General features: G+C 70.7%; 12 protein-coding genes. 10 read left to right on the forward strand and 2 right to left on the reverse strand.

From position 1 onward, the window contains the following. Positions 1-1,176, reverse strand: a 1,176-nt coding sequence (locus A5673_RS18115) for a DUF349 domain-containing protein (protein WP_068235409.1), incomplete at its 3' end; no start/stop codon positions are given. 449 nt (positions 1,177-1,625) lie between these two features. Between A5673_RS18115 and A5673_RS18120 the strand changes: the two genes are divergently transcribed. The 7 genes from A5673_RS18120 to A5673_RS18150 all read left to right on the forward strand — a co-directional run bounded on the left by A5673_RS18120 (position 1,626) and on the right by A5673_RS18150 (position 10,418). Next, positions 1,626-2,585, forward strand: a complete 960-nt coding sequence (locus A5673_RS18120) for a DMT family transporter (RefSeq protein WP_082958821.1) — start codon at positions 1,626-1,628, stop codon at positions 2,583-2,585. 29 nt (positions 2,586-2,614) lie between these two features. After that, the gene (locus A5673_RS18125; protein WP_068235246.1) at positions 2,615-3,298 is read left to right on the forward strand and encodes a hypothetical protein; all 684 of its coding nucleotides are present in this window, start codon (positions 2,615-2,617) and stop codon (positions 3,296-3,298) included. Next, positions 3,295-4,209 (forward strand): tRNA (adenosine(37)-N6)-dimethylallyltransferase MiaA, encoded by a 915-nt coding sequence (miaA, locus tag A5673_RS18130; RefSeq protein WP_068235248.1) that lies wholly within the window; start codon positions 3,295-3,297, stop codon positions 4,207-4,209. The genes A5673_RS18125 and miaA overlap by 4 nt, the downstream gene beginning before the upstream one ends. 4 nt (positions 4,210-4,213) lie before the next feature. After that, positions 4,214-5,086: a diaminopimelate epimerase gene (dapF, locus tag A5673_RS18135; RefSeq protein ID WP_068235411.1), complete on the forward strand. Its 873-nt coding sequence runs from the start codon at positions 4,214-4,216 to the stop codon at positions 5,084-5,086. 46 nt (positions 5,087-5,132) lie between these two features. Beyond that, positions 5,133-6,560, forward strand: a complete 1,428-nt coding sequence (gene hflX, locus A5673_RS18140) for a GTPase HflX (RefSeq protein WP_068235252.1) — start codon at positions 5,133-5,135, stop codon at positions 6,558-6,560. A 93-nt stretch (positions 6,561-6,653) separates the two neighbouring features. Continuing rightward, a complete protein-coding gene (locus A5673_RS18145; RefSeq protein ID WP_068235254.1) occupies positions 6,654-7,814 on the forward strand; it encodes an acyl-CoA dehydrogenase family protein in 1,161 nt (386 codons plus the stop codon). Between the two features lie 444 nt (positions 7,815-8,258). Further along, on the forward strand, positions 8,259-10,418 hold the full coding sequence (locus A5673_RS18150; protein ID WP_068235257.1) for an LGFP repeat-containing protein: 2,160 nt from the start codon (positions 8,259-8,261) through the stop codon (positions 10,416-10,418). Between the two features lie 6 nt (positions 10,419-10,424). Here A5673_RS18150 and lexA read toward each other — a convergent pair whose 3' ends face one another. Next, positions 10,425-11,114 carry a transcriptional repressor LexA gene (gene lexA / locus A5673_RS18155; protein WP_068235260.1) on the reverse strand — a complete coding sequence of 230 codons (690 nt, stop codon included), beginning with the start codon at positions 11,112-11,114 and terminating at the stop codon, positions 10,425-10,427. Between the two features lie 302 nt (positions 11,115-11,416). On the opposite strand from lexA, the gene A5673_RS18160 reads away from it, so the two are divergent. The 3 genes from A5673_RS18160 to A5673_RS18170 all read left to right on the forward strand — a co-directional run bounded on the left by A5673_RS18160 (position 11,417) and on the right by A5673_RS18170 (position 12,998). Further along, positions 11,417-11,914: a LysM peptidoglycan-binding domain-containing protein gene (locus A5673_RS18160; protein ID WP_068235262.1), complete on the forward strand. Its 498-nt coding sequence runs from the start codon at positions 11,417-11,419 to the stop codon at positions 11,912-11,914. 100 nt (positions 11,915-12,014) lie between these two features. Beyond that, a complete protein-coding gene (gene nrdR, locus A5673_RS18165; protein WP_068235264.1) occupies positions 12,015-12,494 on the forward strand; it encodes a transcriptional regulator NrdR in 480 nt (159 codons plus the stop codon). A gap of 9 nt (positions 12,495-12,503) precedes the next feature. Next, positions 12,504-12,998: a peroxynitrite isomerase gene (locus tag A5673_RS18170; RefSeq protein ID WP_068235267.1), complete on the forward strand. Its 495-nt coding sequence runs from the start codon at positions 12,504-12,506 to the stop codon at positions 12,996-12,998.

The raw sequence follows: 12,998 nt of genomic DNA on the forward strand, positions 1-12,998 counted from the left end.
GGCCTGCGCCTGCGGGTCCGACCAGTCCGCTTCGCCGGCGTCGCGCACCCGTTTCTCGACCGCGCGCAGGCGCCGCTCCAGCTCGGCGGACCGTTCCCGCGGCACCTTTCCGATCGCGTCCCACTTGTCGGCGATGGACCGCAGCGCCGCGCGCGCCGCGTCGAGGTTGCCGGTGTCGAGCTTTTCCGCCTCGGCCAGCAGCGCCTCCTTGGCGGTGGCGTTGGCCGCGAACTCGGCGTCCTTCTCCGCCGCGGCGGCGTTGCGGGCCGTGAAGAAACGGTCCTGCGCGGCCTTGAAGCGGCGCCACAGCGCGTCGTCGACCTCCCGGGTCGCCCGCCCGGCGGCCTTCCACTCGGTGAGCAGCTTGCGGAATTCCGCGCTGGTGGCGGCCCAGTCGGTCGAATCGGACAACTCTTCGGCGCGCTCGCACAGCCGTTCCTTCGACTGCTTGACCCCCGAGCGCTCCCGGTCCAGATCGGCGAAGTGGGATCCCCGCCGCCGGTTGAACGCGTCCCGCGCGGCCGAATAGCGCTTCCACAACGCGTCGTCGACTTTTCGGTCCAGGCCGCTGATCGTCTTCCACTCGTCGAGGATCGCCCGCAGCCGGTCACCGGCGGCCTTCCATTGTGTGGAGTTGGCGCCGAGGTCCTCGGCCTCGGCGGCCAGCGCCTCCTTGCGGGCGGTCTGGGCGGCCCGGTGCTCCTCCCGTTTCGAGCGGCCCTCGGCGATGGCCGCCTCGGCGTGCTCGAGGAGGCCGGTCAACCGGGCGGACAGCGCATCGACGTCGCCCAGTACCGTCGCGGTCGGCAACGTTTCGGCCAGCGCGGAGGCGTTGGCCCGGATCTTGCGCGCGTCCCCGGTTCCGGAGGCCAGTCGCTCCTCCATCAGGGTGATCTCGGTGCTCAGGTCGTCGAATCGGCGGCCGAAGTGGGCGAAGGCGGCCTCACGATCGCCGGCCTGCCAGGAGCCGATGACCCGCTCGCCGCCGGAGCTGATCAGCCAGACCGTGCCGTCGTCGTCGACGCGCCCGAACCGGTGCGGGTCACTGGCGGGCTGCGTGGGCAGCGGGTGGGCGGTGGGCCGTGGCCCCGGGCTCATCGGGCGGGGACCGGGACGCGGTCCCGGGCGCGGCACCGGCCTCGGAGAAGCGGTGCCGCCTGGCTCGTCGGCCGTCATCCTCTCGTCACCACCCTTCTTCGCGCGGACAGTGTCTCGCGCGCCTGCCGCGCGTAGCGGCGCCTCATCAACCGGTTCCCACAGTATTCAAGCAGCTTGTCGGACGCCGCGCGCCTATCAGTTATCGGGGCCCGGCCACGGGCCGCGAGATGCATAACAGTTCGATTCCACCGCCGCTTCGCCCATTGGGCGCCGCGGCGCCGCCCGGTACCGTGGCGGAAGCGAGTGGAGTTTCTGGTGAGATGAGCGAGGTGCGATGCATGCCGCGGGCAGCCGTCGCTCGGCTGTACAACGGTTTGCTGCGGGCGCAGTATTGATGGACCGTCGGGGCCGCTGAGGCCTGAGCCCGGCGCCGTCGCACTACAGTGGTCGCTGAATTCTGATCGAACAGCGCGTGTACACGTAGCGTCGATGGGAATGCTGCTCGGGACGCCGGAAAGGGGGTTCGCATGACGAAAGTGGATGTCGCGGCGCTGATTGCGTTGTGCGCGGCGTTGGCTTCCGCCGTCGGCGACGTGATCCGGCAGCGCTCGGCGCAGGAGATCACCGACAAGGAGGTCGGGCACCTCGAGCTGTTCCGGATGTCGTTGCGGGACAAGCGGTGGTGGCTGGGCGGGCTCGCGGCGATCGTCAACTACAGCCTGCAGGCCGCCGCCCTCGCGTGGGGCTCGGTGGTCATGGTGACCGCGCTGCAGGTGACCGCGCTGCTGTTCGCGCTGCCGATCTATGCGCGGCTGACCAACTACCGGGTGACCCGCTGGGAGTGGGTGTGGGCGGTGGTGCTGGCCGCGGCGCTGGCGGTGGTGATCATCGTCGGCGACCCGCGCTCCGGCCAGGAGCGGGCCTCGCTGTCGACGTGGATGATCGTGGCCGCGGTGATGGGCCCGACGCTGGTGCTGTGTGTGCTGGGAGCCAGGATCTGGAAGGGCCGTCCGGTGGCGGCGATACTGCTCGCGGTGGTGGCGGGTTCGTCGCTGGCGCTGTTCGCGGTGCTGACGAAGGGCGTCGTCGAGGTGGCCGAACGGGGACCCGGGAGCGTGGTGCGCATGCCGGAGTTCGTTCCGTGGCTGCTGGTGGCGCTCTGCGGGATGGTTTTCCAGCAGTCCGCCTTCCGCGCGGGCGCGCTCACCGCGTCCCTGCCGACCATGACCGTGGCGAAGCCGGTGGTGGCGGGCGTCCTCGGGGTCGTCGTGCTCGACGAGACGCTTCGGGCCAGCGGACCGGCGGCGCTTGCGCTGGTCTCGTCGGTGGCGTTGGTCATCATCGCGACGGTGGCGCTGGCCCGGGGCGAGGCGGCCTCGATGGCGGCCGGGGTCGGGCGGGACCTGAGAAACGATTTGCTGTCCGGCGACCCGCCGCCCCAGGAATCCATCCCGGTTTCCCCGGACGCGAGCAAGACGATTACCTAGTCCGGTCCGCGCCCCGTTAGTTTTGTGGCGTGCTGAGCGCCATCGCGATCGTTCCGTCCGCGCCGGTGCTCGTTCCCGAGCTCGCCGGCGTGGCCGCCGCCGAGATCGCCGACCTCACCGCGGCCGTACTCGCGGCCGCGGCCCTGCTGCCGGCGCGCTGGGTGGCAGTCGGAACGGGCGTTGCTGACGACGTGCTGGAGCCCGAGTCCAGCGGTACTTTCGCCGGGTTCGGGGCCGATGTTTGGGTCGGGCTGTCGCCGCGGGCCGGCGCCCCCGGCGACCTTCCGGTGTGCGCGCTGCTGGCCGGGTGGGTGCGGGCGCAGGTGCGGCCCGACGCCGGCGTGCAGGTTCGCGTCTACCGCGGCGACCACGACGCCGACACCGCGTTGGCGCACGGCCGGTCCTTGCGCGCGGAGCTGGACCGGGCCCCGGACCCGATCGGTGTGCTCGTCGTGGCCGACGGCGCGAACACCCTGACGCCCGCCGCGCCCGGCGGTCACCATCCGGGCGACGCCGCCGCGCAAGCCACCCTGGACGATGCGCTGGCCGACGGCGACGTCGGCGCCCTGGCCGAGCTGCCGCCGCAGATCCTCGGGCGGGTCGCGTTTCAGGTGCTCGCCGGCCTGGCCGGGCCGGGGCCCCGATCGGCCAAGGAGCTCTACCGCGGAGCGCCCTTCGGCGTGGGCTACTTCGCCGGCGCCTGGCAACCATGAGACCGATCGCGATCATCGGGCCCACCGGCACGGGCAAGTCGGAGCTGGCGCTCGATCTCGCCGCGGCGCTGGGCGGGGAGATCGTCAACGCCGACGCGATGCAGCTGTATCGCGGGATGGACATCGGCACCGCCAAGCTGCCCGTCGAGGCGCGCCGCGGCATCCCCCATCATCAGCTCGACGTGCTCGACGTCACCGAGACGGCCAGCGTCGCCCGCTATCAGCAGGCCGCCGCGGCGGACGTCGAGGCGAGCGCGGCCCGCGGCGCGGTGCCGGTGGTCGTCGGCGGCTCGATGCTCTACCTCCAGTCCCTGCTCGACGACTGGTCGTTTCCCGCGACCGACCCCGCGGTGCGCGCCCGCTGGGAGCGGCGGCTTGCCGAGGTCGGGGTGGGCCGGCTGCACGCAGAGCTGGCCCGGCGCGACCCGGCGGCGGCCGCGGCGATCCGGCCGACCGACGGCCGGCGCACGGTGCGCGCGCTGGAGGTCGTCGAGCTCACCGGGCAGCCGTTCGCCACGTCGGCGCCCCGCATCGGCGCCCCGCGCTGGGACGCCGCCATCATCGGATTGGACTGCGACACCACGATTCTCGACGAGCGGTTGGCCCGGCGCACCGACGCGATGTTCGATCGGGGCCTGGTCGACGAGGTGCGCGGGCTGCTGGGTGAAGGGCTGCGCGACGGGGTCACCGCCTCGCGCGCCCTGGGCTACGCGCAGGTGCTGGCCGCGCTCGACGCGGGCGGCTCACCGGATCGGCTGCGCGACGCGCGCGAGCAGACGTACGTGGGCACCCGGCGCTACGTGCGACGGCAACGGTCGTGGTTCCGCCGCGATCACCGGGTGCACTGGCTGGACGCCGATGCCACCGGGCTCGTCGACGCCGCACTGCGAGCGTGGCGGCAAGTACCCTGAACTGGTGATCTTCGCCAAGGGCCACGGCACGCAGAACGACTTCGTGCTGCTGCCCGACCTCGACGCCGGGCTGACGCTGACCGCGGCCCGGGTGGCCGCGCTGTGCGACCGGCGCCGCGGCCTGGGCGCCGACGGGGTGCTGCGGATCACCACCGCGGGCGCCGCCGTGCGGGCGGGGGTGCTCGAACGCCTGCCCGACGGCGTCGGCGCGGGCGACTGGTACATGGACTACCGCAACGCCGACGGGTCCACCGCGCAGATGTGCGGCAACGGCGTGCGGGTCTTCGCGCACTACCTGCGGGCGGCCGGCCTGGAATCGCGCGACGAGTTCGTCGTCGGGTCGCTGGCCGGCCCGCGGCCGGTCACCCTGCACCACACCGGCGCGACCGACGCCGACGTCACCGTCGACATGGGCAAGGCCAACCGGATCGGCGAAGGGGAGGCCACGATCGGCGGCAGGCGGTTCACCGGCCTGGCGGTCGACGTCGGCAATCCCCACCTGGCCTGCGTCGACCCCCGGCTGGACGCCGGGGGGCTGGCGGCCCTGGACGTGGGAGCGCCCGTGCAGTTCGACCGCGCCCAGTTCCCGGACGGCGTCAACGTCGAGGTGCTCACTGCCCCGGTCGGGGGAATGGTCCGGATGCGGGTCCACGAGCGCGGCGTCGGCGAGACCCGCTCGTGCGGCACCGGAACGGTCGCGGCGGCAGTCGCCGCGCTGGCCGACGGCGGGGCCGACACCGGGACGCTGGCCGTGCGGGTGCCAGGCGGCGACGTCGTGGTGACCATCACCGACGCCACGAGCTACTTGCGGGGACCGTCGGTGCTGGTGGCCCGCGGCGAGATCAGCGAGGAATGGTGGCACGCCCAGGAGCGTTAAATCAGGTGCGCTGCACCGATTTAGCGTGCACTATTGCTAATTGCCTATGACACACCCCGAAACCCCCTTTCACGATCAGCCGGATCTCGAGCCCAGTGCGGGCGAACTCGCCCTCGAAGACCGATCGGCGCTGCGCCGGGTCGCCGGGCTGTCCACCGAACTCGCCGACGTCTCCGAGGTCGAGTACCGCCAGCTGCGTTTGGAGCGCGTGGTGCTGGTGGGCGTGTGGACCGAGGGCAGCGCCGCCGACAACCAGGCCAGCATGGCCGAACTCGCGGCCCTCGCCGAGACCGCCGGTTCGCAGGTGCTCGAGGGGCTGATCCAGCGCCGCGACCGGCCCGACCCGTCGACCTACATCGGCTCCGGCAAGGCCGCCGAGCTGCGCGAGGTGGTCCTGGCCACCGGCGCCGACACGGTCATCTGCGACGGGGAGCTATCCCCGGCGCAGCTGACCGCGCTGGAGAAGGCCGTCAAGGTCAAGGTCATCGACCGCACCGCGCTGATCCTGGACATCTTCGCCCAGCACGCCACCAGCCGGGAGGGCAAAGCGCAGGTGTCGCTGGCCCAGATGGAGTACATGCTGCCCCGGCTGCGCGGCTGGGGCGAGTCGATGTCGCGGCAGGCCGGCGGCCGCGCCGGCGGCAGCGGCGGTGGTGTGGGCCTGCGCGGTCCCGGTGAGACCAAGATCGAGACCGACCGTCGTCGCATCCGGGAGCGGATGGCCAAGCTGCGCCGCGAGATCAAGGACATGAAGCAGGCCCGCGACACCCAGCGCAGCCGCCGGCTGCACAGCGACGTCCCGTCGATCGCCATCGTCGGCTACACCAACGCGGGCAAATCCAGCCTGCTCAACGCGCTGACCGGGGCCGGGGTGCTGGTGCAGGACGCGTTGTTCGCCACCCTGGAACCCACCACCCGCCGCGCCGAACTCGCCGACGGCCGACCGGCCGTCCTCACCGACACCGTCGGCTTCGTCCGGCACCTACCCACCCAGCTGGTCGAGGCGTTCCGCTCCACGCTGGAGGAGGTCGTCGACGCCGACCTGCTGGTGCACGTGGTCGACGGCGCCGACGCCACTCCGATGGCCCAGATCAACGCGGTCCGCCGGGTGGTCTCCGAGGTGATCGCGGACCATGACGGCGCCCCGCCGCCCGAGCTCCTGGTGGTCAACAAGGTCGACGCCGCCAGCGACCTGACGCTGGCCAAGCTTCGGCACGGGCTGCCCGGCGCGGTGTTCGTCTCCGCGCACACCGGCGACGGCATCGACGAGCTGCGCCGGCGGATGACCGAGCTGGCCGCACCGACCGACACCGCCGTCGACGTGGTGATCCCGTACGACCGCGGCGACCTGGTCGCCCGGCTACACGCCGGCGGGCGCGTCCAACAGGAGGAGCACAACGCCGACGGCACCCGCATCCGGGCGCGCGTCCCGGTGGCGCTGGCGGCCAGCCTGCGCGAGTTCGCCGCCCCCTAGCCCGGCCCGGCCCGCCGACTGCCGACCAACCGGCTGGTTGGTATATGTTTGGGCGGCAGAGTCCCATTCGCCGAGGGTCAGCGGAGGTTATCCATGAGCGGCGCAGTCAAGTACCAGCGCACTCTTTTCGAGCCGGAGCACGAATTGTTCCGCGAGTCCTACCGCGGCTTCCTGGACCGGCACGTGGCGCCGTACCACGACGAGTGGGAGAAGGCCAAGATCGTCGACCGCGGCGTGTGGCTGGAGGCCGGCAAGCAGGGCTTCCTGGGCATGGCGGTGCCCGAGGAGTACGGCGGTGGCGGCAACCCCGACTTCCGCTACAACACGATCATCACCGAGGAGACCACCCGTGGCCGGTACAGCGGGATCGGCTTCGGCCTGCACAACGACATCATCGCGCCGTACCTGCTGTCGTTGGCCAACGACGAGCAGAAGCAGCGCTGGTTGCCCAAGTTCTGCAGCGGGGAGATCATCACCGCGATCGCGATGACCGAACCGGGCACCGGCAGCGATCTGCAGGGCATCAAGACGCGCGCGGTCAAGCAGGGTGATCATTACGTCCTCAACGGCGCAAAGACGTTCATCACCAACGGGATCAACTCCGACTTGGTCATCGTGGTCGCCCAGACGGATCCGGACAAAGGCGCTCAAGGCTTCTCGCTGCTGGTGGTCGAACGCGGCATGGACGGCTTCGAACGCGGCCGCCACTTGAACAAGATCGGCCTGGACGCGCAGGACACGGCCGAGCTGTCGTTCACCGACGTGCACGTTCCGGCCGAAAACCTGCTGGGCGAGGAGGGCATGGGGTTCATCTACCTGATGCAGAACCTGCCGCAGGAGCGGATCTCGATCGCGATCATGGCCGCAGCGGCGATGGAAGACGTGCTGGACCAGACCCTGCAATATGCGAAGGAGCGCAAGGCCTTCGGCAAGCCGATCGGCAGCTTCCAGAACAGCCGCTTCGTCCTCGCCGAACTGGCCACCGAGGCCACCGTGGTGCGGATGATGGTCGACGAGTTCGTGCGCCTGCACCTTGACCACAAGCTGACCGCCGAGCAGGCCGCCATGGCCAAGTGGTACTCCTCCGAAAAGCAGGTGCACCTGATCGACCGGTGCCTGCAGCTGCACGGCGGCTACGGCTACATGCGCGAATACCCCGTCGCCCGAGCCTATCTCGACGCCCGGGTGCAGACGATCTACGGCGGCACCACCGAGATCATGAAAGAGATCATCGGCCGCAGCCTCGGCGTCTAGGAATCATGTTGCGGCGCAACGCAATCGCGGATTCCCAAGCCGACAACACGCCGCGACACGCGCCCCGGCGGCTAGCTAGCCCGCCAAATAATGAATGGCCTAATCGGTCATTTCGTCGGGTAGTTCGCTGAGGAGCTAACGGCTTCGCGTACCGTCGGCGCATGTGTTTGGCGTATATCGACTGCGTAGTCACACATCGCCACGCCGGCGATCGCGGCGCAGGTGAGCGGGGTCGATTGCAATCCGTGCGCGTTCCGGCATCATTTCGACATCGGCGCGGTCTCCGTTTCCGTACTATTTCCAATTTGACTTCGCATTGCATGTCGGCCGGGGCAAAGTTGTGCGAGTCCGGCGATAATGCGGTTCGTCACGGGATTGGGTGCGGTCATGGCCGGGGATAGGGGGCTATCCATCGGAGGCTTGGTGAGCGGGCGGAGAGGTCGAATGCGCAAGCTGGTCGGGCGCGCGCTGGTTGGCATGGCGGTCACGGTGCTGGCCGGTGCGTTGCTGGCGCCCTCCGTTTCCGCGTCGCCGATCGGCGACGCCGAGGCCGCCATGATGGCCGCCTGGGAGAAGGCCGGGGGCGACACGTCGCCGCTCGGCGCCCGCAAGGGCGACGTCTACCCCGCCGGCGACGGATTCGCGCTGGACTTCGACGGCGGCAAGATGTTCTACACCACCGACACCGGAGCCAAGTTCGTCTACGGCCCCATCCTGGACAAATACGAGGCGTTGGGCGGTCCGGTCGGCAGCGATCTGGGGTTCCCGACGATCAACGAGGTTCCCGGCCTGGCGGGCCCCGACAGCCGGGTGGCCACCTTCTCGGCCAGCGACAAGCCGGTGATTTTCTGGACGCCCGACCACGGCGCCTTCGTGGTGCGCGGCGCGATGAACGCCGCCTGGGACAAGCTGGGCAGCTCGGGCGGGGTGCTCGGCGCGCCGGCCGGCGACGAAACCTACAACGGTGAGGTCACCTCTCAGAAGTTCAGCGGCGGCGAGATCTCCTGGAACCGCAAGACCAAGGAGTTCGCCACCACCCCTGCCTCGCTGGCCGACCAACTCAAGGGCCTGCAAGTGGCGATCGATCCGGCCGCCGCCATCAACATGGCGTGGCGGGCCGCGGGCGGGGCCACCGGTCCGCTGGGCGCCAAACAGGGCGGAACGTATCCGATCGGCGGCGACGGCATCGCCCAGAACTTCGCCGGCGGCAAGGTCTTCTTCAACCCGGCCACCGGCGCGAACGCCCTCGAGAGTGACATCCTCGCCAAGTACGAGTCGCTGGGCGGGGCGGCGGGTAGCGACCTCGGGTTCCCCACCGCCAACGAGTCCGACGGGGGCATCGGCCCGGCCAGCCGGATCGCCACCTTCGCGGCGGCCGACAAGCCGGTGATCTTCTGGACCCCCAACCACGGCGCATTCGTGGTGCGGGGCGCGATGAAGGCCGCGTGGGACAAGCTGCGCGGCCCCAACGGCAAGCTCGGCGCCCCGGTCGGCGATCAGGCCGTCGACGGCGATGTCGTCTCGCAGCAGTTCACCGGCGGCAAGATCTCGTGGAACCGGGCGAAGAACTCGTTCGCCACCGAGCCGTCGAACCTGGCTCCGTTGCTGTCCGGCCTGCAGGTGTCGGGGCAGAATCAGCCGAGCACCGCGGCGATGCCCTCCCACGGCAAAAAGTTCTCCTGGCAGCAGTGGTGGCTGCCGGTCGCCATTGCGGTGTTGGTGCTGATCCTGCTGTCGGCGTTGCTGACGTTCGGATTGCGCCGGCGGCGCGCCCGCCGCGGCGCCGGCGACATCGCCGCCGCCCCCGCCTACGAGCCCGAGCGCGACGTGCACGCCGGCTACGAGGCGCCGGCCGACGCGCGTTGGGGGCAGGACGACGCCGAACTCGCGACCGACCACTTCGCGGCCGGGGACCTGCGGCCGGCCGAAGGGCAGCCCGCGGCCGACGCCGAGCCCGCGGGGCGGGTCAGCTGGAGCCGGGGCTCCGAGGGCCGCGTTGCCGAGGAAGAAGACCCCGACGCGGTCGACACGGATTCCATCCCCCTCGTCTCGGCGGCGGCCCTGTCGGAGGCGGGCTATCCGGGCGTCGCCGACGACGGCGCCGACGACGGCGCCGACGAGGGCACCTACGAGGACGTCGCGTACGAGGACGTCGCCTACGAAAACGTCGGCTCCGAGGACGTCGGCTACGAGGACACGCGCTACGAGCAGGCCGGCTACGAGGAGCCCGGTTTTGAGCGGGCCGGCCATCCGGACGCCGCCGAAGACCCCGAGCTACCGGAGACGGTCGGGCCCGAGGCGGCGGAGGCCATCGCGGTGGGCGCCGAGTCCCGCGTCGGGCGACACCACGCGGCCGCGGACGACGAGGAACCGTCGGAGCACCCGGAAGCGGCCGGCGGGACCCCCGTTGCCGGTGGGCGCCCGACGATCCGCCTGCCGTTGGACGACCCCTATCAGGTGCCCGACGGCTATCCGATCAAAGCCAGCGCGAGCTTCGGCCTGTACTACACGCCCGAGAGCCCGCTCTATCACGACACCCTGGCCGAATTCTGGCTGACCAGCGAAGAAGTCGCCCAGGCCAATGGTTTCGTCAGGGCCGACTGAGCGGCGTTAGACCTTGCGGATCACCGTGACGACTTTGCCGAGCACGGTCGCGTCGTTGCCCGGGATCGGGTCGAACGCCGGGTTGTGCGGCATCAGCCACACCTGACCGCCCGCGCGCTTGAACGTCTTGACGGTGGCCTCGCCGTCGATCATGGCCGCGACGATGTCGCCGTTGTCGGCGACGTGCTGCTGGCGCACCACCACCCAGTCGCCGTCGCAGATCGCGGCCTCGACCATCGAGTCGCCCACCACCTTGAGCAGAAACAGCGTGCCCTCGCCGACCAGCTCGCGGGGCAGCGGGAAGACGTCCTCGACGGCCTCTTCGGCGAGGATCGGCCCGCCGGCGGCGATGCGGCCGAGCACCGGGACGTAACTGGGTTCGGGCAGGGCGTCGGACCCGGCGACCTCGGTGAGCGGCGCCGCGTCGCCGGCGTCCTCGGCGCCCCGGACGTCCACGGCCCGCGGGCGGTTCGGGTCGCGGCGCAGGTATCCCTTGCGCTCCAGCGTGCGCAGCTGGTGAGCCACCGACGACGTGGAGGTCAGGCCGACGGCGTCGCCGATCTCCCGGATGCTCGGCGGGTAACCGCGGCTGGTGACCGAGGCGCGGATGACGTTCAGAATGGTGCGCTGGCGTTCGGTCAGCGATGAGTCCACGGGGTGCGAGCTGCTTGATGGCGTGTCGTTGCTGTCGCTCATGCACCGAATGTAGCGGCACCGCGGCGAAGAATCAAACATGTGTTCGACTGGCGTGTCACGGCCGCGGAAATCCGGCCGCCAGCGGCCACCAGCCGCCGCTGAGCGGCCGAATAACAAAGGTGTAACTCTTCGATCGATCGGGTATCTCAACGCCATGTCAGTGGTCGCGCCCACAAAGTTGTCGGTGGGGTGCTCTACCGTTTTGCTCGTCCGACACGCTTCGCTCAAATGTTCGGGTATCGAACACACGAGCGATATAGTTCGAACACACGAGCGAGATTGAGTTGACCGGAGGAACGCAGATGACCATCATCCACACAGTCGCGCCGCGTACCGGCGGCGTTCGGCGCCCGGTCAACGGGCCGGTGCCGGGACTCCGCCACGGCCGGGACGGGCTGGCCCGTTCTCGCAGGCCCGGGCCCGCCCGGCCGGGGGGCGCGCCCCCGCGCTACCACGGCACCGGTGTCGCCATGTCCGTCGCGCCGCACCGCCCGCGCCGCCCCGTTACGCTGGCGACGACGGTGGGGCTGGCGCTGGTCGCCGGGATCATCACGCTGTGGCTGGGTCTGGTCGCCAACATCGGACAGGCGGTCAACGGCGATTCCCCGGGATCGGCCGCCGCGGTGCCGGATCGGCTCGCCGTCGTGCGGGTCGAACCCGGCGAGTCCCTGCAGGACATCGCCCACCGGGTGGCGCCGGACGCGCCGGCCCGCCAGGTGGCCCAGCGGATCCGCGAACTCAACGACCTGAACTCGCCCGCCGTCGCCGCGGGTCAGACGCTGATCGCGCCGGTCGGCTGACGCGCGAAGCGAGAGAACGTGGCGATGCCAAGCGGGGGAGCGCACGGGTACGCTCGGGGTGTTCTGCGACCCCGGATGTGAGCACGGCGAAGGAGCGGTCATGCACTGTCCGTTCTGCCGCCATCCCGATTCCCGGGTGATCGACTCGCGCGAAACCGACGAAGGCCAGGCCATCAGGCGCCGCCGGTCGTGCCCCGAGTGCGGGCGGCGCTTCAGCACCGTCGAAACAGCGGTGCTGGCCGTCGTCAAACGCAGCGGTGTCACCGAGCCCTTCAGCCGGGAAAAGGTCATCAGTGGAGTCCGGCGGGCCTGCCAGGGCCGCCAGGTCGACGACGACGCGCTGAATCTGCTTGCCCAGCAAGTGGAAGACACCGTGCGCGCCGCCGGGTCGCCCGAGGTGCCCAGCCACGAGGTCGGCCTGGCCATCCTGGGCCCCTTGCGCGACCTCGACGAGGTGGCCTACCTGCGGTTCGCCTCGGTCTACCGGTCGTTCTCCTCCGCGGAGGATTTCGAGCGCGAGATCGAGGCGCTGCGCGCGCACCGCAACGTGTCCACGGATCCGGAACCGGCCACTCGCTAAGCTGGCGTCATGCCGCCCGACCTGCATCCCGATCTCCAGGCGCTGGAGCCGTTGCTGGGGACCTGGACCGGTCGGGGTTCGGGCAAGTACCCGACGATCCCGCCCTTCGACTATGTCGAGGAAGTCGTGTTCACCCATGTGGGTAAGCCGTTTCTGGCCTACGCGCAAAAGACCAAGGCGGTCGCCGACGGCAAACCGCTGCACGCCGAGACGGGATTTCTGCGGGTGCCGCGCCCTGGCGAAGTCGAGCTGGTCTTGGCCCATCCGAGCGGCATCACCGAAATCGAAGTGGGCACCTACTCGGTGGCCGGCGACGTCATCGACGTCGAGATGTCGACGAGTTCCGGCGGGGCGATCGGGCTCACCCCGACCGCCAAAGAGGTGACCGCGCTTGGCCGTTCGCTGCGCATCGACGGCGACGAGCTGACCTACTCCGTGCGGATGGGCGCCGTGGGACAGCCCCTGCAGGATCACCTCGACGCGGTCCTGCACCGGCAGCGCTGA

It is taken from the genome of Mycobacterium sp. E3198, from assembly GCF_001667015.1.
GTDB lineage: Bacteria > Actinomycetota > Actinomycetes > Mycobacteriales > Mycobacteriaceae > Mycobacterium.

What these genes read in the sequence shown, in the direction of transcription:
- A5673_RS18120 (WP_082958821.1), top strand. Translation starts at nt 1,626, where the DNA reads ATGACGAAAGTGGATGTCGCGGCGCTGATTGCGTTGTGCGCGGCGTTG.
- miaA (WP_068235248.1), top strand. Translation starts at nt 3,295, where the DNA reads ATGAGACCGATCGCGATCATCGGGCCCACCGGCACGGGCAAGTCGGAG.
- hflX (WP_068235252.1), top strand. Translation starts at nt 5,133, where the DNA reads ATGACACACCCCGAAACCCCCTTTCACGATCAGCCGGATCTCGAGCCC.
- A5673_RS18145 (WP_068235254.1), top strand. Translation starts at nt 6,654, where the DNA reads ATGAGCGGCGCAGTCAAGTACCAGCGCACTCTTTTCGAGCCGGAGCAC.
- A5673_RS18150 (WP_068235257.1), top strand. Translation starts at nt 8,259, where the DNA reads ATGCGCAAGCTGGTCGGGCGCGCGCTGGTTGGCATGGCGGTCACGGTG.
- lexA (WP_068235260.1), bottom strand. Translation starts at nt 11,114, where the DNA reads ATGAGCGACAGCAACGACACGCCATCAAGCAGCTCGCACCCCGTGGAC.
- A5673_RS18160 (WP_068235262.1), top strand. Translation starts at nt 11,417, where the DNA reads ATGACCATCATCCACACAGTCGCGCCGCGTACCGGCGGCGTTCGGCGC.
- nrdR (WP_068235264.1), top strand. Translation starts at nt 12,015, where the DNA reads ATGCACTGTCCGTTCTGCCGCCATCCCGATTCCCGGGTGATCGACTCG.
- A5673_RS18170 (WP_068235267.1), top strand. Translation starts at nt 12,504, where the DNA reads ATGCCGCCCGACCTGCATCCCGATCTCCAGGCGCTGGAGCCGTTGCTG.